At 60.5% G+C, this 24,508-nt stretch carries 20 protein-coding genes; 12 read left to right on the top strand and 8 right to left on the bottom strand.

From position 1 onward, the window contains the following. Window positions 1-54: 54 nt before the first annotated feature. From GTP23_RS03475 to GTP23_RS03460, 4 genes are all read right to left on the bottom strand, one after another. Entirely contained in the window at window positions 55-1,752 is a 1,698-nt protein-coding gene (locus GTP23_RS03475; protein WP_161033877.1) for a dipeptidyl-peptidase 3 family protein, read from the bottom strand. A gap of 69 nt (window positions 1,753-1,821) precedes the next feature. After that, window positions 1,822-3,315 (bottom strand): efflux transporter outer membrane subunit, encoded by a 1,494-nt coding sequence (locus tag GTP23_RS03470; protein ID WP_161033876.1) that lies wholly within the window; start codon window positions 3,313-3,315, stop codon window positions 1,822-1,824. Window positions 3,316-3,374: 59 nt separating this feature from the next. Further along, the gene (locus tag GTP23_RS03465; RefSeq protein WP_161033875.1) at window positions 3,375-4,985 is read right to left on the bottom strand and encodes a DHA2 family efflux MFS transporter permease subunit; all 1,611 of its coding nucleotides are present in this window, start codon (window positions 4,983-4,985) and stop codon (window positions 3,375-3,377) included. An 11-nt stretch (window positions 4,986-4,996) separates the two neighbouring features. Further along, the gene (locus GTP23_RS03460; protein ID WP_161033874.1) at window positions 4,997-6,115 is read right to left on the bottom strand and encodes an HlyD family secretion protein; all 1,119 of its coding nucleotides are present in this window, start codon (window positions 6,113-6,115) and stop codon (window positions 4,997-4,999) included. A 136-nt stretch (window positions 6,116-6,251) separates the two neighbouring features. On the opposite strand from GTP23_RS03460, the gene GTP23_RS03455 reads away from it, so the two are divergent. The 6 genes from GTP23_RS03455 to GTP23_RS03435 all read left to right on the top strand — a co-directional run bounded on the left by GTP23_RS03455 (window position 6,252) and on the right by GTP23_RS03435 (window position 11,748). Continuing rightward, complete coding sequence (locus tag GTP23_RS03455) at window positions 6,252-6,962, top strand: TetR/AcrR family transcriptional regulator (protein WP_161033873.1); 711 nt, start codon at window positions 6,252-6,254, stop codon at window positions 6,960-6,962. A gap of 92 nt (window positions 6,963-7,054) precedes the next feature. Continuing rightward, window positions 7,055-7,192 (top strand): hypothetical protein, encoded by a 138-nt coding sequence (locus GTP23_RS22550; protein WP_202411904.1) that lies wholly within the window; start codon window positions 7,055-7,057, stop codon window positions 7,190-7,192. A 103-nt stretch (window positions 7,193-7,295) separates the two neighbouring features. Next, entirely contained in the window at window positions 7,296-8,588 is a 1,293-nt protein-coding gene (locus tag GTP23_RS03450; protein WP_161033872.1) for a M20/M25/M40 family metallo-hydrolase, read from the top strand. Between the two features lie 226 nt (window positions 8,589-8,814). Next, complete coding sequence (locus GTP23_RS03445; protein ID WP_161033871.1) at window positions 8,815-9,837, top strand: NADP-dependent oxidoreductase; 1,023 nt, start codon at window positions 8,815-8,817, stop codon at window positions 9,835-9,837. Between the two features lie 75 nt (window positions 9,838-9,912). After that, window positions 9,913-11,193, top strand: coding sequence for an NADH:flavin oxidoreductase/NADH oxidase family protein (locus tag GTP23_RS03440; protein ID WP_161033870.1), 1,281 nt, complete (start codon window positions 9,913-9,915; stop codon window positions 11,191-11,193). A 99-nt stretch (window positions 11,194-11,292) separates the two neighbouring features. Further along, complete coding sequence (locus GTP23_RS03435; protein WP_161033869.1) at window positions 11,293-11,748, top strand: winged helix-turn-helix transcriptional regulator; 456 nt, start codon at window positions 11,293-11,295, stop codon at window positions 11,746-11,748. A gap of 33 nt (window positions 11,749-11,781) precedes the next feature. On the opposite strand, the gene lpdA is transcribed toward GTP23_RS03435, so the two are convergent. Genes lpdA through aceE form a run of 3 tightly spaced genes read right to left on the bottom strand, consistent with a single transcriptional unit; the run spans window position 11,782 to window position 17,979 of the window. After that, window positions 11,782-13,563, bottom strand: a complete 1,782-nt coding sequence (lpdA, locus tag GTP23_RS03430; protein ID WP_161033868.1) for a dihydrolipoyl dehydrogenase — start codon at window positions 13,561-13,563, stop codon at window positions 11,782-11,784. 9 nt (window positions 13,564-13,572) lie between these two features. Next, the gene (aceF, locus tag GTP23_RS03425) at window positions 13,573-15,258 is read right to left on the bottom strand and encodes a dihydrolipoyllysine-residue acetyltransferase (RefSeq protein ID WP_161033867.1); all 1,686 of its coding nucleotides are present in this window, start codon (window positions 15,256-15,258) and stop codon (window positions 13,573-13,575) included. 30 nt (window positions 15,259-15,288) lie between these two features. Continuing rightward, entirely contained in the window at window positions 15,289-17,979 is a 2,691-nt protein-coding gene (gene aceE, locus GTP23_RS03420; RefSeq protein WP_161033866.1) for a pyruvate dehydrogenase (acetyl-transferring), homodimeric type, read from the bottom strand. A gap of 268 nt (window positions 17,980-18,247) precedes the next feature. On the opposite strand from aceE, the gene folD reads away from it, so the two are divergent. The 5 genes from folD to GTP23_RS03395 all read left to right on the top strand — a co-directional run bounded on the left by folD (window position 18,248) and on the right by GTP23_RS03395 (window position 23,669). Beyond that, window positions 18,248-19,093 carry a bifunctional methylenetetrahydrofolate dehydrogenase/methenyltetrahydrofolate cyclohydrolase FolD gene (gene folD / locus GTP23_RS03415; RefSeq protein WP_155433154.1) on the top strand — a complete coding sequence of 282 codons (846 nt, stop codon included), beginning with the start codon at window positions 18,248-18,250 and terminating at the stop codon, window positions 19,091-19,093. Between the two features lie 29 nt (window positions 19,094-19,122). Beyond that, window positions 19,123-21,195 carry a M3 family metallopeptidase gene (locus GTP23_RS03410; RefSeq protein WP_161033865.1) on the top strand — a complete coding sequence of 691 codons (2,073 nt, stop codon included), beginning with the start codon at window positions 19,123-19,125 and terminating at the stop codon, window positions 21,193-21,195. Window positions 21,196-21,483: 288 nt separating this feature from the next. Further along, a complete protein-coding gene (locus tag GTP23_RS03405) occupies window positions 21,484-21,909 on the top strand; it encodes a DNA polymerase III subunit chi (protein WP_161033864.1) in 426 nt (141 codons plus the stop codon). Beyond that, the gene (locus tag GTP23_RS03400) at window positions 21,906-22,301 is read left to right on the top strand and encodes a DUF2486 family protein (protein WP_161033863.1); all 396 of its coding nucleotides are present in this window, start codon (window positions 21,906-21,908) and stop codon (window positions 22,299-22,301) included. Before GTP23_RS03405 ends, GTP23_RS03400 begins: the two co-directional genes overlap by 4 nt. A gap of 225 nt (window positions 22,302-22,526) precedes the next feature. Further along, the gene (locus tag GTP23_RS03395; RefSeq protein ID WP_161033862.1) at window positions 22,527-23,669 is read left to right on the top strand and encodes a branched-chain amino acid ABC transporter substrate-binding protein; all 1,143 of its coding nucleotides are present in this window, start codon (window positions 22,527-22,529) and stop codon (window positions 23,667-23,669) included. An 86-nt stretch (window positions 23,670-23,755) separates the two neighbouring features. On the opposite strand, the gene GTP23_RS03390 is transcribed toward GTP23_RS03395, so the two are convergent. Continuing rightward, complete coding sequence (locus GTP23_RS03390; protein ID WP_161033861.1) at window positions 23,756-24,076, bottom strand: c-type cytochrome; 321 nt, start codon at window positions 24,074-24,076, stop codon at window positions 23,756-23,758. 166 nt (window positions 24,077-24,242) lie between these two features. Here GTP23_RS03390 and GTP23_RS03385 point away from each other — a divergent pair, with 166 nt between their 5' ends. Further along, window positions 24,243-24,467, top strand: coding sequence for a TIGR04438 family Trp-rich protein (locus GTP23_RS03385; RefSeq protein ID WP_161033860.1), 225 nt, complete (start codon window positions 24,243-24,245; stop codon window positions 24,465-24,467). The last annotated feature ends 41 nt before the right edge of the window (window positions 24,468-24,508 follow it).

Raw genomic sequence — 24,508 nt, 5'->3', positions numbered from 1 at the left:
GTAGTAAAAAAAGTATGCCGGAACGGCAAGCGCCGTTCCGGCTGGCTGGCGCCCTTATTTCACCAGCTGGGCCGCCGTGGTGAAAGCTGGCCGTATATCGTTAGGCACCACTTTCATCTTGTCCAGCGCCTTCTGCACTTCAGGGCGGATCACCACATACTTGCTGATCATGGCCTGGGCACGCGCATAGTCACCCGTCGCTTCGATAGTCAGGAACTCGCGGTCGAGATCCGTCACGGCCTGCCTGATCTGCTTGAAGTTGACCGAGAAAGTGCCGTCGCCATGGGCCACGAAGCCGCCCTTGTCGAGCAGGTAGTTCACCTGTATCGCCATGCCGCGCGCATGCGAATCCGTCAGGCCGAAATGCAGCGTGCGGAAGGCCGAAGCGAGGAAGGTGGTGTACAGCTTGCGCTCGGCGGCAGCTCCCTGCCCCAGCGTACCGGACAACTGGCCTTTGTCCATCATATAGGCCAGCGCATACAGGCCGGTGATATCGGCCTTGGCTTCCTCGATGGTGGAATAGGTTTCCTTCAGATCCTGACGCGGCGTCGATTCGGCACCGTTCACGCGCGTGCTGTGCGGCCCCAGACCATGCATGATTTCATGCGCCAGAATATGGGTGAAGAAGGAATCGAAATCCAGATCGCGCTGATCGGCCTTCTTCAGTACCAGCTTGGAAATTGGCGTCAGCGTGGCCTTGAACTTGGCTTCCTGTACGTTCTTCAGCATCACGCGCTTGGAACCGCGCTGGCTGATGATGCGCTCGTCGTTAGGCAGATTGTAGGCCGCCGTCTGCACGCCCATGTTGCCATCGCCTGCACCATACACCTGATTCACCACCACCATAGGCGCAGCCGCACCGACTTTCGGATTGCGGTATTGCGCATCGAGCGGCAGATTGTCTTCCAGCTCCTGCATATGCCGGGCGAAGAAGTCCAGCTTGCGGGTTTCCTTCTCGTCGCGAATATTCACATAGGCTTCGAACGCAGCCTTGTAACCGAACAGTTCATCGTTATACGTCTCGTAAGGGCCGATGGTGACATCGACTGGCGCATCGAGATCCATCCACGCGAAGTCCGATGCCAGATAGTCGTTGCTGAGGAATGCGTCGGCACGCAGGGTGAGGAATTTTTTCAGCGAGGCGTTATCCGTATCGGCGGCAGCCTGCTTCAGCAAGGCAGCCGCACGTTCCAGCTCGGGCTTGTATTCGTCCGAATATTTGACGGTGACGAACTGGCCGGCCGCATTCTGGCGGATGGTGGTGAAGAACCACTGGGCCTGTTCCTTGTCGGTCGCTGGCAGTGCGTTGATCCAGCTTTCCAGCGCCTGTTTGCTGGCGCCTTCAGGATAGAAATTGGCCGCTGCCGGTTTCTTTTCCGGGATGGTGATGCCGGCCAGTTGGGCCGGCAGGAAACGCTGGTGGTCGTCGAGGATGGACCATGGACCTTTGTTGAGCCAGAAGTATTCCTGCCGCGCCTTGCCCAGCGGGCTCTGGTCTTTTTGCAGCGCTGCCCACAGGGCTTCGTTGCCGGACCAGCGCTGGCGCAGTTGCAACACGTCGAGTATCTTGGCCGCTTCGATCAGTTTGGCGATGGCTTTTCTGTCGCCAGCCGACAGGGCGCTGGTATCGGCCGTCAGCGCTACAGGAGCAAAGCGCTTGGTCATGCGCTGCAGCTCAGCCACATTGGCCGGCGCAGCATAGGCAGCGAAACAGGCGCTGGCCAGCGCCAGCGGGAGCAGAATTTTCTTCATACTAGCCTCGGAAATGGTGAGGCTAGTATTTTAGTCTACTGCGTTAGTCCGCCCGCTAATCCAGCAGCCTTAGTGTGCGGCAGGCTTGAACGCACCGTTCGGCGCACCGTTCTGTGCCACCTGTGCCAGCTGCGCGGAAGGCTGCCAGCCTGCGCCCAGTGCACGGGCTACCGACACCGCAGCCAGCAGACGCTGGGTGTTGATCTGCACGGCGGCACGGTCAGCGGCCAGCGCGCTGCGCTGGGCATCCGTCACATCCAGATAGGTCGATACACCGCGCTCGTAGCGGGCACGCGCCACCAGATAGCCGCGTGCTGCCGCCACCTGTGACGTGGCCTGCGCCTCGCCCTGCAACTGGCGCTGCTGCACATCGGACAGTGCATCTTCCACTTCGCGCAATGCCGTCAGCAGCTTGCTCTGGTGGTTGGCCACGGCTTCTTCGTAGCGTGCCTTGGCCACGGCCAGATTCGACTTGTTGCGGCCACCATCGAATAGCGGCAGCGACAGCGCCAATGGGCCGGCACTGAACTGGCGCGCACCGCCCTTGCTCAGATTGCGCAAGCTTTCCGATGCAAAGCCGAAGTTACCCGTCAGGCTGAAAGAAGGATAGAACGCGCCTTCGGCCACGCCCACCTGCGCGTTGGCCGAGCGCAGCGTCGCTACGCTACCAGCGAGATCCGGACGCTGGGCCAGCACGCTGGCTGGCAGACCGACCGGAATCGCTGGCGGCAGCGGCTGGCTGGCGGCATTGCTGCTGGCAGGCAGTTGCAGCGCTGCAGGCGAAGCACCGACCAGCGTCGCCAGACTATGTTCGAGCAGATTGCGCTGACGCTGCACTTCATGCAGATCGGCCTGCGCGTTGGCCCGTTCGATACGGGCACGCGACACATCGAGTTCGTTCGACAGACCGGCGTTGAAGCGCGCCGTCACCAGCTCTTCCGATTCGCGCCGCGTATCGAGCGCGCTGTTCAGAATCGCCATCTCGGCATCGAGACCGCGCAGTTGCCAGTAGGTGGTAGCCACTTGCGACGACAGCAGCAACAGCACGCCATCGCGGTCTGCTTCGGCAGCCAGTGCCTGCGCATCGGATGCTTCCACCAGACGGCGTACGCGACCGAGCAGGTCTACCTCATACGACAGCGTGGCGCCGATCTGATAGTCGTTACCCTTGATGGAGCGGCCACCCAGCGCCAGCCCCTGCGACGTCTCGGCCGACGTACGCGAGTTGCCGATCGAGCTGCGTGCATTGATCTGCGGCTGCTGGCTGGAGCGCGTCACACCGGCCTGCTCGAGCGCCTGAACCAGACGCTGGGCCGCTGCTTTCACACCCGGATTGTCGCGCAGCGCGCTTTGCTCCAGACGGTCCAGCGTGGCGTCGTTGAAGACGGTCCACCACTTGGCCGGCAGACGTGCTTCGCTGCTGGCGCCAGGCGCCAGATGACGGAAGCCGGCATCAGCGACAGCCGGCGGTGCAGAGAAATCGCTACCGACCGTGGCGCAACCAGTGACAGCCAGCGCAACGGCAGTGGCCAGAGTCAGGCGCTGTAAAGCGGAATGGAACATGGTGTTACCTCACTTGTATTTGATTTGTCGGGTGCAGTACCGGGCTCTGGTCAGAGCACTTAGTGCGCACCACCACCGCCACCCGAAGGGGCTTTAACTTTATCCGAGAACCACAGCACGCCGATGCAGCCGAACAGCACGGCCCCCACCAGGAAGAAGCCGTCGTTATACGCCATCACATAGGCTTCGCGCCGCACGATGCCATCGATGGCCTTGAGCGCCATATCGCCTGCCGTAGCGCTATCGAAACCGCGGCTGAGGAAGGACTGCGTCAGCGCTGCCAGACGTTCCTGCGTGGCAGCCGCAAAGCCCGTCACCGATTCGCCCAGACGCTGCGAATGGAAATGCTCGCGCGAGGTCAGCGCCGTGGCCAGCAAAGCGATGCCGATGGAACCGCCCAGATTACGGGTCATGTTGATCAGGCTGGAAGCGGAAGGCATGTCCTTAGGCTGGATACCGTTCATGGCGAAGTTCGACAGCGTCAGCATCACGAAGGGCTGGCCCAGCGCACGCACGATCTGCGACAGCAGCAGCTGGTCGTAGCCGGTAGTAGCATCCATGTACGCATTCATGAAACAGGAACCGCCGAACAGCAGCAGGCCGAAAGTACACAGGATGCGGTTATCTACCTTGGACGACAGCTTGGCCACGAACGGCATGATGAACAGCTGCGGCAGACCGGCCCACATGATCACTTCACCGATCTGCATGGGCGAGTAGCCGGGGATCTGGCCCAGATACAGCGGCAGCAGGAAGGACGAACCATACAGGCCCATCCCCATCGCCATCGACAGCGCCGTGGCCGCGAAGAAGTTACGCTGGCCGTACAGTCCCAGATTGACGAAAGGCTGCTTGCGCAGTGCGCCCGTCACGGCCCAGCCCAGCAGGCCGATAATCGCCAGCGCAGCAAAGGTGATGATGAAGCTCGATTCGAACCAGTCCTTGCTATTGCCTTCTTCGAGGAAGATGGTCAGGCTGCCCAGCCCCACGGCCATGAAGGCGATGCCCAGCCAGTCGGCGTTGTAGAGCAGATTGAGCTGGCGCTTTTCCTTGTCCAGCCCCAGCGCGATACCGGCGATCAGCAGCAGGCCGGGGCCCCAGTTAATGTAGAAGATCGAAGGCCAGCCATACAGCTCGCTCAGGTAGCCGCCGAAGGTGGGGCCCATGGAAGGCGCCAGCGTGGCCGTCAGGCCGAAGATCGCCATACCGGTCGCGCGCTTGGTGGCCGGCAGCTTGGCCATCACCAGCGTCATCGCCATCGGAATCAGTGCACCGCCGGTAAAGCCCTGCATCATGCGGAACACGATCATGCTGGGCAGATTCCAGGCGAAGCCGCACAGCGTAGAGCACAGCAGGAACAGCGAAGTCGTGCCCATCATGTAGGCGCGCATGCCGAACACGCGCGTCATCAGACCCGTCATGGGGATGATGATGATTTCGGCCACCAGATAGGCGGTGGCGATCCACGAACCTTCTTCCTGCGTGGCCGAGAGCGTGCCGAGGATATCCTTGAGCGAGGAGTTGGTGATCTGGATATCGAGCACCGCCATGAAGGCGCCCAGCATCCCTGCCGCTACCGCCATCCAGGTGCGGGCGCTGACCTTCTCGCCCGGCGCCGGCGGTGCAAACGGCTTCAGCGCCGCTGGCGTATCGTGGGTTGTGCTAGCCATGAGGCAGCTCCTTAGTGGGCAGCAGCGCCGGAATTTTTCAGCGAGACTTCGGCAATGGCCGACATGCCCGGCACCAGACGGCCAGCGAGGGCTTTCACATCTTCCGGTTTGAAGACGATTTTCACCGGCACGCGCTGGACGATCTTGGTGAAGTTACCGGTGGCGTTATCGGCTGGCAGCAGCGCGAACTGGGCGCCGGAGGCCGGAGCGAAGCTCTCCACTTTGCCGATCAGCTCCTTGCCAGGAATTGCATCGATGCTGACTTTTACTTCCAGGCCCGGCTTGAGTTCAGCCAGCTGGGTTTCCTTGAAGTTGGCCGTCAGCCAGACGTTTTCCTGCACGATGGCCGTCAGCTGCTGGCCGGCCGTGACGCGCTGGCCCACTTCCACCGTACGCTTGCCGATGCGGCCATCGACCGGGGCCAGCACGCGGTTGTAAGCCAGCTGCTGCTGGGCGTCCTTGAGCTGCACACGCAGCACCGAAGCCTGCGCCTTGAGCACATCACGCGCGGCATGGGCGGCGCTGATCTGGGCTTTGGCGGCGGCCGCGCTATCCTTGCGGGCCGTCACATCGGCCGTCGCGCTGGCGCGGGCTGCCACGGCAGCATCGAGTTCTGCTTTCGACACGGCTTTCATCTGGCTGTTATACAGCTGGCCGAAACGCTCGGCGTCCTGCTTGGCCCGTACCAGCTGGGCTTCAGACTGGGCCACCTGCGCAGTTGCAGCGCTGGCCTGCGCCTGCACTTGCGCAATCTGGGCGTCGGCCTGGGCGATCTGCTGCTCGACCGAACCGATCTGCGCCTGGATCTGCTCCACTTTCACTTGCTGATCAAATGGATCAAGTTCTGCGATCACATCACCGGCATGCACCATCTGGTTATCGTCGATCAGCACCTTGGTCACGGTACCGGCAATGCGCGCCGAAACATTGTGCACATGGCCAGCCACGTAGGCGTTTTCCGTCTCGACGTAGTAATGGCTGCGGTACCACATGCGGCCACCCAGAGCCAGCGCGACCAGCCCGATCACGGCGGCAATCACCACTACACGGCGGTTGGCAGGCGGCGTCGCAGCCGGGGCGGCGGGGACAGCGCTGAGCACTTTCTGTTCCTGATTTTGCTGAGTGGACATGTGCTGCTCCAATAAAAAATGAAATGAGAGAGGTGCATTATGGCCCATTTCTTGGCAAAGTCAAGAAATGAAACGATTGCATTTCATTTTATTTTCCACTACGATGAAGGTATCCAAGCTCTCTACACTCACGATCATGAATGCCCACGACCTCGACGAAACTGATTACCCCGAGGAAATCACCAGCCTGCCTGACACCGCCCCTTGCGCCGGCAAAAGTGCCGGCCGCCCGCGCGCCGCCGACAAGGAAGCGCGCCAGCAGGCCCTGTTGCAGACGGCTGGCCGTTTATTCCTCGACAAAGGCTATGGCAGCGTCAGTCTGGAAATGATTGCGCGCGAAGCGCATGTGGCCGTGCGCACCATCTATGTGAAGTTCGGCGGCAAAGTGGGCCTGTTCAACGCCGTCATCGCCAGCCGCCGCGCCCACTTCTTCGAAGGCATGCAGAGCATGGAAACCGATATGCGCCCGATGGAACAGGTGCTGTCCGATTTCGCGCTGCGTTTTCTGGAGCTGCTGTCGCAGCCCAAATCCTATCAGCTGTACCGCATGGTAGTAGGTGAATCGCGCACCTCGCCCGAGCTGGCCGAGACCTTCTACGAAGCGGGTCCCAAGCGCACCCGCGTCGAACTGGCGCGCTACTTCGACCGTCCGGACGTACGCGCGCAGCTGCGCAGCGAGTTCTCCAGCGATGTACTGGCCTTCCACCTGCTGAACTGCGTACTGGGCGACGGCATGTGCAGCGTGCTGTTCCCGCAGGAATCGGCACTGTCGCTGGAAGTGCGGCAGGCGCGCGTGAAACAGGGGCTGCAACTGTTCCTGCATGGCGTGCAGCGTCCGGCGCTGTAAAATTTTATCATTTGGTCTATACTGCTTTTTTTACATGGAGCAGATATATGAGCAAAGCGAATCGACTGGACTGGAGTAGACAGGTAACGCTCATGAACGAGCGTATTAAATCGTTTCAGGCCAACCCCGGCCAGGAACAGCTGCAAGCCGTGATCGCGGAACTGCAGGCCTATGCAGAAGCAGCCCGCAGCGGCGGCATCGAGATTCCCGCCCAGTTCACCGTCAACTAAGACCATCAACTAAGCCCTCCCCTGCGACTGCATTCTGGCTACAACATGGCACGTTGACAGTGCTATGCTACGGCGTCCTTCACTACACCCTGACGGAGCGCCCATGAGCCTGAAGCAGATCGCGTTTGCCGTCCTCACGCTGGCCTATGCCACCGTGCAGGCGGCCACTCTCTCCCCTATCGAACAGCGCATCGTCGCCGACGTAAAAGCCCACAACGAACAGGGCCTGCAACTGCTCGAGCGCGCCGTCAGCATCAACAGCGGCACCATGAATCACGCAGGTGTGCGCGCCGTGGGAGCGCTATTCCGCGCCCAGTTCGAGCAGCTGGGCTTCCAGACCCGCTGGGCCGAAATGCCGGCCAGCGTGCAGCGTGCCGGCCACCTGATCGCCACGCGTGAAGGCAAGCAGGGCAAGCGCTTGCTGCTGATCGGCCACCTCGATACCGTGTTCGAAAAGGACAGCCCCGTCGCGCTATGGCAGCGCAATGGCGACCGGGTACGCGGACAGGGCGTAACGGACATGAAGGGCGGCGACGTCATCCTGATCCAGGCCCTGCATGCGCTCAAGCGCGCCGGCGCACTCGATAACACCCGCATCAGCATCATCTTCACGGGCGACGAGGAAAATGCCGGCAATCCGGTCGAAATCTCGCGGGCCGACATGCTCGCGCTGGCCAAGCACAGCGATCTGGCGCTGGCATTCGAAAACACTGCGCGCAACAAACAGGGCGGCGATACCGGCACCGTAGGCCGGCGCGCCTCGTCCGACTGGGAAGTCACCGTGCAGGGCAGACAGGGACACTCGAGCGGCGTGTTCAGCGAGCGTGCCGGCTTTGGCGCCATCTACGAAGCGGCCCGCATACTCGATGGTTTCCGCCAGCAGGTCATCGAACCGGATCTGACCTTCAACCCGGGCCTGATTGCCGGCGGCACCGGCGTCAGCGTCGAAGGCAGCCGCGCACAGGTGGCGGGCAAGAACAACATCATCGCCCCGAACGCCAGCGTCAAAGGCGATCTGCGCTACCTGAACTACGAACAGCGCGACCGTGCCCATGCCAAGATGCGTGCGATAGTCGCAGCCAGCCTGCCCGGCACCAGCGCCAGCATCGAATTCCACGAGCACTATCCGCCGATGGCGCCAACGGCCGGCAATCTGGCCCTGCTGAAAATCTATTCGCAGACCAGCGCCGATGCAGGGCTGGGCGAGATTCCCGCCTTCCCGCCCGGGGAGCGCGGCGCCGGCGACATCCAGTTCGTTGCCCCCATGCTCGATAGCCTCGACGGTCTGGGTGCCACCGGCAGCGGCACCCACTCGCCTGACGAAGAACTGGAAATCAGCTCGATCGAACGGGCCACCATCCGCACTGCCTTGCTGCTGTACCGCCTGACCCGCTAACCCCGCTCCCGCATGGCGGCCGGATCTGCGTGGCCGCCATACTCTCCCCTCCTCCCCCTCTTTTGCGGCACCCGAGCGCCCTCGCCCAGGTGCGCGCATATACCAGACTAAATCACTCAACAATTTCAAAAATTAGTTCAATAAAGAGACTAACAATATAAAATAGCCGGAAGATTAGTTCAAATACGAGACTAATTTTAAAATCTCAACCTAAGGAGTAGCAAACATGCGTGCAGCATATCTAAGCGGCTATGGTGATCAGTCAGTGGTGGCCTATGGCAGCCTGCCCGAACCGGCAGCGCAGGAACATCAGGTCATGGTGGAAGTCCATGCCGCCAGCATCAATCCGGTGGAACTGGCTATCCGTGCCGGCCATTACCAGCAGCTGATGCCGCTGAACTTCCCCCATATTCCCGGCTTCGATATATCCGGCGTGGTGCTTACCGCTCCGGCCGGTAGCGGCTTCCAGCGCGGCGATGAAGTCTATGCCCGCCTGCCCAGCCACAGCGCCGGGGCCTATGCGGAACGGGTCGCTATCGCTCCCGCGCTGCTGGCACGCAAACCTGCCGGCCTTACTCATTACGAGGCCGCCAGCCTGCCAACTGTGGCCCTGACCACGTGGCAGGCCTTGCGGGAACGGGCCCGCTTGCAGCCGGGCGAACGTTTGCTGATACAGGCCGGCGCCGGCGGCGTGGGTAGTATCGCCATCCAGCTGGCCAAATATCTGGGCGCACACGTCAGCGCCACCGCCGGCAGCGCCAATCAGGCCTTGCTGCGCCAGCTGGGCGCCGATCAGGCCATCGATTACAGCAGCCAGCGCTTCGAAGATTTCGGTCCCTACGACGTGGTGTACGATGCTGTTTGCGGTGCGCTGACGGAGCGCGGCATCGCCAGTCTGGCGCCCGGCGGCCGCTACGTCGGGCTGGTAGGCCTGTCCGATACCAGCGCCCTGATGTCCATCGGCTTGCCCGAAGCGATCGCCCGCGCGGCCGCAGCCGGGGTGCAGCGCTACGTCGATCAAGCCGCCGCCCGCGATGGCGAATTCCACGGCCCGCTGACCCGTCCCGATGGCGCCCAGCTCGCCGAACTGGCAGCACTGGTAGAAGCTGGCCGTCTCAAGCCCGTACTGGACCGGATCTATCCACTCGACCAGCTGGCGGCGGCCTACAGCGCGCTCGCTGGCGGCCATACGCGCGGCAAAATCGTCATCGATATCAGCGGCCAGTCCGGCCAGGGCCATGCACAATGAAGTGCAACTACGCTACCATGGCACAGCCGTGCACCTATGCGTACATGCGCCGCAACGATCAGAAGGAAGCCTGAGATGATAGAGCAGCCCTACACCCTCGCCTGCGGCCAGCAACTGGCGAACCGCTTCATCAAAGCTGCCATGACAGAAGGTCTGGCTACGCCCGAAGGATGGCCCGGCAACGCGCATCTGGAGCTTTACCGGCGCTGGGGTGCGGGCGGCAGTGCCGCCCACATCAGCGGCAATATCATGATAGACCGGCGCTATCTGGAACGCGCCGGCAATGTCATCGTGGAGGACAACAGCGGCCTGGATAAGCTGCGCGCATGGGCCGATGTGGTCCATGCGGGCGGCAGCCTGCTGTGGGGGCAGATCAGCCATCCGGGACGCCAGTGCCCGCGCCAGATCTGCGCCCAGCCGCTGTCTGCCTCCGCAGTCCGGCTCGATCTTGCACACAGCTTCGGCCAGCCCCGCGCCGCCAGCAGCGCCGAACTGCACGACATTATCGAACGCTTTGCCAATACGGCAGCCATTCTGCAGCGAGCTGGATTCGACGGCGTGCAGATCCACGCCGCGCATGGCTATCTGCTATCGCAATTCCTCTCCCCGCGCACCAACCAGCGCAGCGATGAATGGGGTGGCTCGCTGGCCAATCGTGCCCGCCTGCTGCTGGCCGTGGTGCGCGCGGTACGCCAGCGCGTCGGTCCGGCCATGTGCGTTGCCGTCAAGCTTAACTCGGCCGATTTCGTGCAGGGCGGCTTCACCCAGCAGGAATGCCTGCAAGTAGTCGAGTGGCTCAACGACTGTCAGGTGGATGTGCTGGAAGTATCGGGCGGAACCTACGAAAATCTGGTGATGTTCGACGCGCTGCCCGCCGAACAGATTCGCGCCAGCACACGCCAGCGCATCGCCACCTTCCTCGACTACGCCAGTGCCATCAAGCGCGTGGCGCAGATGCCGGTGATGCTGACGGGCGGCTTCCGCACACGTAGCGGCATGGTGCAGGCGCTGCAGGATGGCGCCACCGATTTCATCGGGCTGGCACGGCCTTACTGCCTGCAACCCGATCTGGCCAGCCAGCTGATCGCAGGCCGGATGGAGACCTTGCCGATACCGGAAGCACGGCTAGTGCTGGGACAGGGCTATTTCGGGCCGAACAGCCGCGCCCACCTGTGGCGCACGCTGAACAATCTGGCGCAGGCGGCGTGGTACTACCACCAGATCGAAGCACTGGCTGCCGGACAGCCGCCCGCACCAGAATATGGCGCGCGCAGCGCCCTGCTGAGCCACGTGCTGAACGACCAGCGCAGAATCCGCCGCTACCAGCAGCATCAGCGCCAGACCGCTCGAGGCTAGCCGGCTGCCAGCAAGCGGTGCGCAGCTGCCAGCGGCATGACGACTGGCAGCTGTCATCTATGGTACTGTTCGTATTTTTCACTCGCACGAAAACCGACTATGCAGCGCAAGGTATGGGCCGAAGAGAATTGTCCGATGGCGCGGGCCGTGGATCTGATAGGCGAATGGGGCAGCATACTGATATTGCGTGAAGCCTTCGCCGGCGTACGCCGCTTCGACGACTTCCAGCAGAATCTGCAGATGTCGCGCAATCTGCTCACCACCCGTCTGAAGAAACTGGTGGAAGGCGGGGTCTTGATCCGCCAGCCCATCGCCGAAAACGCCAAGCGCCTCGAATATGTACTCACCCCCATGGGGCTGGATCTGGTCACCACGCTGGTGGCGCTGCGCCAGTGGGGCGACCGCTGGCTGTTTGCCGACTGCCAGCAGCCCGCTCGCCTGATCGACCTGCAGGACGGTAGCGTGATTCCGCCCGTGCAGATCCGCGCCGCTTCAGGACGCGTGGTGTCGCCTGCCGACATCGGCATGGAAGAAATAAAAAAAGCCGGGAACTAGTCCCGGCTTCTATCTGCTTCCTGTTACGCGAGCTTAGCGCTTGCGCGGTGGCGGCAGGTCGGTACAAGTACCTTCGTACACTTCGGCAGCCATACCGATAGACTCGCCCAGCGTTGGGTGCGGGTGGATGGTCTTGCCGATGTCGGTGCCGTCGCAGCCCATTTCGATGGCCAGTGCGATTTCACCGATCATGTCGCCCGCATGGGTACCAACGATGGTGCCGCCGATGATGCGGTGGGTTTCAGCGTCGAACAATACCTTGGTGAAGCCTTCGGCGCGGCCATTGGCCACAGCGCGGCCGCTAGCTGCCCAGGGGAAGTGGCCCTTCTCGACCTTGATGCCCTTGGCTTTGGCTTCGTCTTCGGTAATGCCGGCCCATGCCACTTCCGGATCGGTGTAGGCCACCGACGGAATCACCTTCACATCGAAGTGCGACTTCTGGCCCGCAGCAGCTTCCGCTGCCACGTGCGCTTCGTGCACAGCCTTGTGTGCCAGCATAGGCTGGCCCACCAGATCGCCGATGGCGAAGATGTTAGGCACGTTGGTGCGCATCTGGCTGTCGACCGGAATGAAACCACGGTCGCTCACGATCACGCCAGCCTTGTCGGCTGCCAGCTTCTTGCCGTTCGGGCTACGGCCCACGGCCACCAGCACCAGATCGTAGACTTGCGGAGCAGGCGCAGTAGCACCGGCTTCGGCTGCCTCGAAGGTGACTTTGATCCCTTCCGGCAGCGCTTCAACCGCCACCGTCTTGGTCTTGGTCATGACGTTATCGAAGCGCTTCTCGTTGTACTTCTGCCAGACTTTAACGGCATCACGATCAGCGCCCTGCATCAGGCCGTCCATCATTTCGACCACATCGATGCGGGCACCGAAGGTCGAATACACGGTGGCCATTTCCAGACCGATGATGCCGCCGCCGATCACCAGCATACGCTTCGGAATCTGGCGCAGTTCCAGTGCACCGGTCGAATCGACGATGCGCGGATCTTCCGGCACGAACGGCAGCTTCACGACCGAAGAACCGGCAGCGATGATGGCCTGCTTGAACTGCACGACTTTCTTGCTGCCGTCAGCCGCAGTCACTTCGATGTGGTTAGCGCTGAGGAACTGGCCAACACCCTGTACGATCTGGGTCTTGCGGGCCTTGGCCATGCCGGCCAGACCGTTGGTCATGTTGGCGATCACGCCTTCCTTGTACTTGCGTACCTGATCGATATCGATGGTCGGCTTGGCGAAGGTCACGCCGGTGTTCGACATATGCGAGGTTTCATCAATCACGGAAGCCACGTGCAGCAGCGCTTTCGACGGAATGCAGCCGACGTTCAGGCAGACCCCGCCCAGCGTGCTGAAACGCTCGACGATCACGGTGTTCATGCCCAGATCCGCTGCGCGGAAAGCTGCCGAGTAGCCACCGGGGCCGCCACCGAGCACCATCATGTCGCAGTCGATATCGATCTGGCCGCTGTAGCTGCTGCCAGCCGGCGCCACGATAGGCGCGGCTGCTGCGGCTGCAGGAGCAGCAGCGGCCGGAGCCGGTGCCGACGGTGCAGAAACAGCGGCAGGCGCAGCTGCACCGGCACTGGCTTCCACCAGCAGCAAGGTTACGCCTTCCTTGACCTTGTCACCAACCTTGACCAGCACTTCCTTCACCACACCTGCGTGCGAAGAAGGCACTTCCATACTGGCCTTGTCCGATTCCACTGTCACCAGCGACTGATCCACCTTGATGGTGTCGCCGACCTTGACCATCACTTCGATCACTTCTACATCCGCGAAGTCGCCGATATTCGGCACTTTTACTTCTGTGCTCATAGTCGCTCCTTACAGCAGAATTTTGCGCATATCGCCGAGCACTTCGCTCAGGTACACGGAGAAGCGGGCGCCCATTGCACCATCGACCACGCGGTGATCGTAGGACAGCGAAGTACCCATCATCAAACGAGGCTGGAAGGCTTTGCCATCCCATACCGGCTTGATGGAAGCTTTCGACAGACCCAGAATCGCCACTTCCGGCGCATTCACGATAGGCGTGAAGTGGGTACCACCGATGCCGCCCAGCGACGAGATGGTGAAGGTAGCGCCCTGCATATCGGTCGGTTTCAGCTTGCCTTCGCGTGCCTGTGCCGACAGTTCCGTCATTTCGCGCGCGATCTGAGAGACCGATTTCTGGTCGGCGTTTTTCACCACCGGCACTACCAGACCATTTGGCGTATCGGCCGCGAAGCCGATGTTGTAGTACTTCTTCAGAATCAGGTTCTCGCCCTTCTCGTCCAGCGAGGCATTGAAGGTCGGGAATTTCTTCAGCGCGGCCACGGATGCCTTGATCACGAAGGCCAGCATGGTCAGCTTGGCGGCATCCTTGTTCTTGGCATTGGCATTATTGGTCTCGACGCGGAACGCTTCCAGATCGGTGATGTCGGCATCGTCGAACTGGGTAACGTGCGGAATCTGTACCCAGTTGCGGTGCAGATTAGGACCGGAAATCTTCTTGATGCGCGACAGTGGCAGCAGTTCGGTTTCGCCGAATTTGCTGAAGTCCAGCGACGGCCATGGCAGCACGCTGAAGTTGCCACCACCGCCTACCGAACCACCTGCAGCAGCGCCGGCAGGTGCGGCCACGGTACCAGCCATCACGCCCTTGACGAAGTTCTGTACGTCCTGCTGGGTGATGCGGCCTTTCGGACCCGAACCCGGCACTTTGCCCAGATCCACGCCCAGTTCGCGGGCGAACTTGCGGATCGATGGCGAAGCGTGTGCCAGTTTGCTGGTCTGTACCGAACCTTGCGACGCTGCGGCAGCTGGCGCAGCAGCAGGTGCGCTCGCAGCAGCGGCAGCAGCAGCAGGGGCTGCGGCTGGCGCGGCAGCAGCAGGGGCTGCGGCTGGCGCGGCAGCAGCCGGTGCAGCTGCAGGCGCAGCAGCGCCGCCGGTCGCTTCAACCACCAGCACTACGCTGCCCATGCCGACTTTATCGCCGACCTTGACGCGCATTTCTTTCACCACGCCGGCGTGCGACGAAGGGATTTCCATGCTGGCCTTGTCCGATTCCACGGTCAGCAGCGACTGGTCTACCTTGATGGTGTCGCCCACTTTGACCATGACTTCGATCACTTCCACTTCCTTGAAGTCGCCGATGTCCGGCACGGTGACTTCCACCGGACCGGCTGCTGCCGCAGGGGCAGCAGGCGCTGGTGCAGCAGCCGCAGGGGCTGGTGCAGGCGCAGCAGCGGCAGCAGGTGCAGGTGCTGCCGCCGCAGGAGCAGCAGCCGCGCCATCCGCTTCCACCATCAGCAGCAGCGAACCTTCGGCAACCTTGTCACCGACTTTAACTTTGATTTCCTTCACCACGCCCGCAGCGGACGAAGGAATTTCCATACTGGCTTTATCCGATTCAACGGTGATCAGCGACTGATCGACCTTGATGGTGTCGCCGACTTTAACCATCAGCTCGATGATTTCCACTTCCTTGAAATCACCGATATCCGGGACTTTAACTTCCACAATGCTCATAGCGTTTGCTCCGTATCTTTTATCAGCGGATTATTGGGTCACCGGATTTGGTTTGTTCGGATCCAGACCGTATTTGACTACAGCCTGCTCCACCACTTTGGCGTCGATCTTGCCTTCTTCGGCCAGCGATTTCAGCGCTGCTACGGTGATGTAGTAGCGGTTCACTTCGAAGAATTCACGCAGTTTCACGCGGCTGTCCGAGCGGCCGAAACCGTCGGTACCCAGCACGCGGTAGCTGCGGTCTTTCGGCATGTAGGCGCGGATCTGCTCGGCGAACAGACGCATGTAGTCGGTGGTGGCAACGATAGGACCTTCGGTGCCCTGCAGCAGCTGGGTCACGTATGGCACGCGCTGTGGCTTGGTCGGGTTGACCAGATTCCAGCGTTCGGCATCCTGACCTTCGCGCGCTACCAGCGTCAGCGACGGAGCGGACCAGATGTCGGCGGCAACGTTCCAGTCGTTTTTCAGCAGTTCGGCAGCGAAGATGGATTCGCGCAGAATCGTGCCCGAACCGATCAGCTGTACGCGCTGCTTGGCGGCCTTGTCGCCCTCTTGCAGCAAATACATACCCTTCAGAATACCCTCTTCCTGACCAGCCTTCAGGCCAGGGTGCGGGTAGTTCTCGTTCATGATGGTGATGTAGTAGAACACGTCTTCCTGTTCCGTCACCATACGGCGCAGACCATCCTGAATGATCACGGCCACTTCGTGCGAGAAGGTCGGATCGTACGGCAGGCAGTTCGGAATCGCGGCAGCGAACAGGTGGCTATGGCCGTCTTCGTGCTGCAGACCTTCGCCGTTCAGCGTGGTACGGCCAGCGGTACCGCCCATCATGAAGCCACGGGCGCGCATGTCGCCGGCAGCCCATGCCAGATCGCCGATACGCTGCATACCGAACATCGAGTAGTAGGTGAAGAACGGAATCATCACGCGGTTGTTGGTCGAGTACGAAGTCGCCGCAGCGATCCACGAGCTCATACCACCGGCTTCGTTGATACCCTCTTGCAGAATCTGGCCGGCCTTGTCTTCGCGGTAGTACATCACCTGATCTTTATCGACTGGCTCGTACAACTGACCTTGCTGGTTGAAGATACCGATCTGACGGAACAGACCTTCCATACCGAAGGTACGCGATTCGTCCACCAGAATCGGCACCACGCGCTGACCCAGGCTCTGGTCTTTCAGCAGCGCGGTAATGATACGCACGAAGGCCTGGGTGGTCGAAATCTCGCGGCCTTCCGGCGTGGCTTCCAGTACGTTCTGGAACGACGACAGCGGTGGCACCACCAGCGTTTCGTCAGCTTTTACGCGGCGCGCAGGCAGGTAGCCGCCCAGCGCTTTGCGGCGCTCGTGCAGGTACTTGATTTCCGGTGCGTCGTCGGACGGTTTGTAGAACGGAATATCGGCCAGCTGATCGTCCGGAATCGGGATCGAGTAGCGGTCGCGCATTTCGCGCACAGCTTCGTCGCTGAGTTTCTTGGTCTGGTGAGCGGTGTTGCGTGCTTCACCGTGTTTGCCCATGCCGAAGCCCTTGATGGTTTTCACCAGCAGCACGGTAGGCTGACCTTTGTGTTCCTGTGCGACCTTGAAGGCAGCATAGATCTTGTGCGGATCGTGACCACCGCGGGTCAGACGCCAGATGTCGTCGTCGGTCATGTTGGCGACCATCTCCAGCAGCTTAGGATGCTTGCCGAAGAAGTGCTTACGCACATAGGCGCCATCTTTGGCTTTGTAATTCTGGTATTCGCCGTCGACGGTTTCCATCATTACTTTTTTCAGGATGCCTTCCTTGTCCTTGGCCAGCAGTGCATCCCAGCCCGGACCCCAGATGACTTTGACCACGTTCCAGCCGGCGCCGCGGAAGTCCGATTCCAGCTCCTGAATGATCTTGCCGTTGCCGCGCACCGGGCCGTCCAGACGCTGCAGGTTGCAGTTGACCACGATGACCAGATTGTCCAGTTTTTCGCGGCCAGCCATGCCGATAGCGCCCATCGATTCCGGCTCGTCCATTTCGCCGTCGCCGCAGAAGGCCCACACTTTACGATCGGTGGTGTCAGCGATCGAGCGGGCATGCAGGTACTTCAGGAAGCGTGCCTGATAGATCGCCATCAAGGGGCCCAGACCCATGGACACGGTAGGGAACTGCCAGAAGTCCGGCATCAGTTTCGGGTGCGGGTAGGACGACAGACCCTTGCCATCGACTTCGCGACGGAAATTGGTCAGCTGTTCTTCGCTCAGGCGGCCTTCGAGGAAGGCGCGGGCGTACACGCCCGGCGACGAGTGGCCCTGAATGTACAGCAGGTCGCCACCATGGTTTTCGCTAGGCGCTTTCCAGAAGTGGTTGAAGCCTATGCCCAGCATATTGGCCAGCGAGGCGAACGAGGACAGGTGGCCACCGAGGTCGCCGTCCGCGCGGTTAGCCTTGACCACCATGGCCATGGCGTTCCAGCGCATCCACGAGCGCAGCTTTTCTTCATATTCCAGATTGCCCGGGCAGTGGTTTTCCAGATGGGCAGGAATGGTATTGACGTAGGCAGTATTGGCGGAGAAAGGAATGTCGGAGCCAGCCTGACGGGCCAGATCGATCAGACGCTCCATCAGGTAGTGAGCGCGTTCAGGGCCCTCTTGTTCCAGCACTGCGGCCAGTGCGTCCAACCACTCTTTAGTTTCCTGCGCGTCCGGGTCGGTGCTTACCGTAACCTGGTCAAGTTGAGCTGACATGTATGAAGTCTCCTGAGTTAAGGGCCCGATCCGCCTGTGCCGAAAGGGTTTTTACGCTGATTATTTACCAATACTACTAAGCCGTGTGCGGATTCTAACAGCACTTTCGGGCTTTTTCAAATTACGATATGACATTTCGTATTATGAAATTTCCCTATGAAAAACTTGTGCAGCGCAACACCCGAACATGCAGGAAACGCGGCGCAATGGGCGCTGCGGCCTTATAATCACGCTTTCCCTCTCTTTCCCTCTTCACTCTGCCCACATCATGACTGCTCAACTGATCGACGGAATCGCCCTCTCCCAAAAACTGCGCGCTGAAATTGCTGCACGTGCTGCCAAACTGACCGCTGAAGGAAAACAACCCGGCCTGGCCGTGATTCTGGTGGGCGACGATCCGGCCAGCCACGTCTACGTGCGCAACAAGGTCAAAGGCTGCGAAGATGCCGGTTTCTACTCGCTCAAGGAGCAATATCCTGCCGATCTGACCGAAGCCGCCCTGCTCGAACGCATCGCCGCGCTGAACGTCGATCCGGCCATCCACGGCATCCTCGTACAGATGCCGCTGCCTAAGCACATCAACCCGCACAAAGTGATCGAAGCCATTTCCACCACCAAGGACGTGGACGGGTACTCGGTGCTGAGCGCCGGCGAACTGATGACGGGTCTGGAAGGCTTCCGCCCATGCACCCCTTACGGCTGCATGAAACTGATCGAAAGCACGGGCGTGGATCTGCGCGGCAAACACGCTGTGGTGATCGGCCGCAGCAACACTGTCGGCAAACCGATGGCGCTGCTGCTCTTGCAAGCCAATGCTACCGTCACCATCTGCCATAGCGCGACGCCGGATCTGGGCCTGTACACCCGTCAGGCCGATGTGGTGGTCGCAGCAGTAGGCCGTCGCAACACCCTGACGGCAGACATGGTGAAACCGGGCGCCATCGTGATCGACGTCGGCATGAACCGCGATGACGCGGGCAAGCTGTGCGGCGATGTGGATTTCGCCGGCGTGAAGGAAGTCGCTTCGCACATCACCCCGGTACCGGGCGGTGTGGGTCCGATGACCATCACCATGCTGCTGATGAACACGGTTGAAGCGGCCGAACGCGCCTAAAGATTACCCTTCAACGGACTGGATACGAGATGACTGAACAGAATCCCCTGCTGGACTTTTCCGGCCTGCCGCGCTTCGACGCCATCAAGGCCGAGCACGTCACGCCTGCTATCGACACCCTGCTGGCACAGAGCCGTGCCGTGGTGTCGCAACTGGAAGCACCGCAAGAGCAAGTAAGCTGGGACAATTTCGTCGCGCCGCTGGAACAGGCGACGGAACTGCTGGGCCGCGCATGGGGCATCGTCAGTCATCTCAACAATGTGGTGGATACGCCCGAGCTGCGCGCCACCTACAACGAGAACCAGCCTAAAGTCACGGAGTTCTGGACCGCACTGGGCCAGAACGAAGTGCTGTTCGCTAAATACAAGGCGCTGCGCGCCAGCGCCGAATTCGCCACGCTGTCGCCAGCGCGCCAGCGCATCATCGACAATGCTGTGCGCGACTTCCGCATGGGCGGCGCCGAACTGCCAGCGGAACAGAAAGAGCGCTACGCTGAAATTCAGGAGCAGCACGCGGCCGTATCCACGCGCTTCTCGGAAAACGTGCTCGACGCCACCAACGATTTCAAACTGCTGGTAGCCGATGAGGCCGATCTGGCCGGCGTGCCGGCTGACGTAAAAGCCGCTGCGCGCGCCGCCGCCGAGAAAGATGGCAAGGCCGGCTACGAATTCTCGCTGCATTTCCCGTCCTACTTCCCGCTGCTGCAGTTTGCCGACAAACGCGAACTGCGCGAAACCATCTACCGCGCCAATGCCACCAAGGCTTCCGATCAGGCCGAGGGCTTCAGCAAAAAGGAAGACTGGGACAACACAGCCAACATCGTCACCCTGCTCAAGCTGCGTGACGAAGAAGCCAAGCTGCTCGGTTACCGCAACTTTGCCGAAGTGTCGCTGGTGCCTAAGATGGCGCAATCGCCTGAACAGGTCATCAGCTTCCTCGAAGATCTGGCCCAGCGTGCGCGCCCTTACGCCCAGCAGGATCTCGACGAACTGAAACAGTTCGCGCGTGCAGAACTGGGCCTCGATGAACTCAAGGCCTGGGATATTCCCTACGCTTCGGAAAAGCTGCAGGAACGCCGCTACGCCTTCTCGGCACAGGAAGTGAAGCAGTACTTCCCTGAACCGAAAGTGGTCGATGGCCTGTTCCGCCTGATCCAGCGCCTGTTCAACGTCGAAATCAAAACCGATAGCGCCCCCGTCTGGCATCCGGACGTGCGCTTCTTCCGCATCGAACGCGCCGGCAAACTGATAGGCCAGTTCTACCTCGATTTGTATGCACGCGCCGGCAAGAGCGGTGGCGCATGGATGGACGATGCCCGTGGCCGCCGCGCCAGCGGCGACAAGGTGCAGACGCCTGTCGCCTACCTCACCTGCAACTTCACCGAGCCTGCCGTAGTCGATGGCGTGGCCCAGCCTTCGCTGTTCACCCACGATGAAGTGATCACCCTGTTCCACGAGTTCGGCCATGGCCTGCACCACATGCTGACCGTTGTCGATGAACTGGGCGTATCGGGCATCTCCGGCGTGGAATGGGATGCAGTAGAACTGCCATCGCAGTTCATGGAAAACTTCTGCTGGGAGTGGGATGTGCTGGAGCACATGACAGCCCACGCGACCACGGGCGAGCCGCTGCCGCGCGCGCTGTACGACAAGATGCTGGCTGCGAAGAATTTCCAGTCCGGCCTGCAGACCCTGCGTCAGGTGGAATTCTCGCTGCTCGATATGCATCTGCACTACGATTACGATGCCAACGGCAGCCAGTCGGTGCAGGCAGTCATCGACGGTGTACGCCAGCAGTTCGCGCTGATCATTCCGCCTGCCTTCAACCGCTTCCAGAATTCCTTCGGCCATATCTTTGCCGGTGGCTACGCGGCCGGCTACTACAGCTACAAGTGGGCCGAAGTGCTGTCGGCCGATGTGTATGCCGCCTTCGAAGAAGCGCAGGCCATCAGCCCTGCTGCCACGGCGGAAACGGGCAAGCGCTACCTCGAAGAGATTCTGTCTGTGGGCGGCTCGCGTCCGGCGCTGGAATCGTTCACGGCTTTCCGTGGCCGCGAACCCAGCATCGATGCGCTGCTGCGTCACAGCGGTATGGCAGCCTGACGCTACATTTTGCTGCGCCGGATGACTCCCATCCGGCGCAATTTGCAACAATAAAATCCGGTCTGTGCTAACGCCGCAACACGGGCTAGGCACGCATAAATGGCAAGCAAGTCAAGCAGGTAAAAACTGCACGCACGGTAGCAAAAGCGATGCCAGCGCCCGAACGGATTTTCCCTTACACTGCTCGTTCACCCTGCTGAAAAGTGCTGCATTTTCCCGCTCAGCAAGGGGCTAGCCCCGGCGCCCCAGCACAGTAAGAGCCTGAACAAACTACGAGATAATCGCACCATGACCCGCATCGACTTCCACACCAATGTGCCGGACAAAATCGCCTATGCCTGCCGGCTGGTGCGCAAAGCCCGCTCGGCCCAGCACATGGTGGTGCTGATGACCGACGATGCCAGCCAGCTAGCCGAACTTGATGCGGCGATGTGGACTTTTTCCGCCACCGACTTTCTGCCTCACGTGGCCGCCAGCGATGCACTGGCCACACAGACGCCGGTGCTGCTCACGGACAACGATGCGGCAGAATTACCACACCGCGAATTATTAATTAATCTGTCGCGCCGCACGCCGGCCACGCTGGACCAGTTTGCGCGCGTGATAGAAATCATATCCTCCGACGAGGAAGATGCGGCCGCAGGCCGCAAGCGCTACAGCGCCTACAAGCAGCAAGCCTATCCACTCACCCACTTTGTCACAGGAAAATCATGAGCCAAGCACCATCATTTGATGCCAGCATCCCTGTCTTGACGGAAGTAATGAAGGTCGACGCCTTGGGCGACGACCTGCTACCGGGCGAAGCCGCCCCACCCCGTCGTGCCGAGCTGGCGGCACAACTGGAAGAAGATGCCATAGAAAACTGGACCGATGCGGAATGGGAAGCCATGGAGCACCGCCTGTCCAGCCGTATCATGCAGCGCCTGCTGTCGCGCGTCGATTTCGTGCTCGAGCAGCGCATCAAGGACAGCATGGCCGAGGTGCTCAACCACGCCCTGCGCGACCTCACCAATGAAGTGCGCGTGGGCCTGCACGACACCATCGAAAAAATCGTCGCCCGTGCAGTGACGCAGGAACTGATCCACCTGCAAGCACGCAAGAAGTAAGCACCATCATTAGCCATTCACGGCTGCCGGTAGATGCCCGTCATGGTGCATCTACCGCCCCACCTGAGCGCAAACCTGCCACAGCGCAGGGCATGCTCTGCGAAATCCCCACACTGCAGCAATCTTTCCTATCCGGCATGCATATTTTGTTGTACGGTATGGCTCTTGCAGAGAATTCTGCCGCGTCCGCGCACCATGTCGCTATTCAACCATTGGAGGATGTATATGCTGTTCAAGACCAAGTTCATGCCGCTCGCTATTGCTCTGGCTTTTACTGCAGGCGCTCACGCGCAGGAAGTCATCAAGCTCGGTCACGTTGCCCCTGTCTCCGGCCCGTCGGCCCACCTCGGCAAGGACAATGAAAATGGTGCCAAGATGGCGGTAGAAGAACTGAACGCAAAAGGCATCAAGATCGGCGGCAAAGCCGTCAAGTTCACCCTGATGCTGGAAGATGACGGCGGCGACCCGAAACAGGGTACGGCCGTGGCACAGAAACTGGTCGATGCCAAAGTACAGGGCGTGATCGGCCACCTGAATTCGGGCACCTCCATCCCGGCTTCCAAGATTTACCACGACGCCGGCATCCCGCAGATTTCGCCGGCCACCACCCAGACCAAATACACCCAGCAAGGCTTTAACTCGGTATTCCGCGTGGTCGCCAATGATGCCAAGCTGGGCGGCACGCTGGGCTCGTACGCCGTCAACAAACTGGGCGTGAAAAAGATTGCCGTGATCGATGACCGCACGGCCTACGGTCAGGGTGTGGCAGACGAGTTCATCAAGGGCGCCAAGAAGGCCGGTGCCGGCGTACAGATCGTCGCCAAGGAATTCACCACCGACAAGGCAACCGACTTCAACGCCATCCTTACCACCATCAAGGCCAAGAATCCTGAATTGGTCTTCTTCGGCGGCATGGATTCGGTAGGCGGCCCCCTGTTGCGTCAGATGAAGGCGCTGGGCATCAAGGCGCGCTACATGGGCGGCGACGGCATGTGCACGGAGGCCCTGCCTAAGCTGGCCGGCGAAGGCGCGGCCAATGAAATGGTGGTGTGTGCCGAAGCGGGCGGTGTGACGGCCGAACTGCAAAAGAACATGGATGACTTCGTCGCCCGCTACAAGAAGAAGTACAACTCCGATGTGCAGCTGTACGCGCCCTATGTGTATGACTCGGTGATGACGATGGCAGCTGCCATGCAGCAGGCCAATTCGGCCGAGCCAGCCAAATACCTGCCCGTGCTGCAGAAAATCCAGCATCAGGGTGTGACGGGCATGATCATGTTCGACAGCAAGGGCGACATCAAAGATGGCGCGCTGACCCTGTTCACCTACAAGGATGGCAAAAAGACCAAGATGGAAGTGGTCAAGTAAGACCGAATATGGAGCCAGCTGCGACTGGCTCCAGACGAAAAAAAACGCGCTAGTTAGCGCGTTTTTTTTTGCTTCACGGGGAAGGCTTATTTTTGTGCCAGAACCCATTTCACCAGAGTTTTGGCTTCAGCTTCGTTCACCTGTGGGTTAGCTGGCATAGGGATAGCGCCCCAGGTGCCCGAACCACCCTTCAGTACTTTGGTGACCAGCTTGGCTTCTGCATCTTTCTGACCAGCGTATTTAGCAGCTACATCTTTGTAAGCTGGGCCTACCAGTTTGGTAGCAACTGCGTGGCAAGCCAGGCAGTTTTTAGCTTTTGCCAGATCAGCGCCAGCATCAGCCATAGCAGCTTGCGAAGCGAAAGCCGACACCAGAACCAGACCAGCCATCATTACGTTACGTTTCATCGTTTTCTCCAGTTGAGTACTAAGCAATTCTATAGGCCATTCTACCGTGTTTTCGCCTGTTGCTATTAACGTCAATGCGAGTTTAGGCGTTGACGCGACACATAAAAACACCTTTGAAATTTCCAGAGAGCAAGTAAAATAGAATCGAGTACCGAAGGAGACCCTCATGCCCCTCATCCTGTTGATCGCCGCCCTGTGCGGACTGCGCTACTTCGAGGTGTGGCGCTTTGCCACGCTGTCGTGGTGGTGGATAGGCGGCCTGATGGTTTTCGCCTTTATCTGGTTCGAATTTCTGGAGCCCTTGCTGGGACTGGACAAACGCAAAGCGCATAACGAAGACGAGAAGCGCCGCCGGGCCCGCGTTGCGCAGGAGTTCGGCACAAAAAAATAATCCCGCTCCACAGGGAGCGGGATATACGCCTTCAGACAGAC

Source organism: Duganella fentianensis (assembly GCF_009857835.1).
Classification (GTDB): Bacteria; Pseudomonadota; Gammaproteobacteria; order Burkholderiales; family Burkholderiaceae_D; genus Rugamonas; species Rugamonas fentianensis.
Note: the sequence above shows the minus strand (reverse complement) of the source record. Positions and strands in the feature narration are given on the sequence as shown.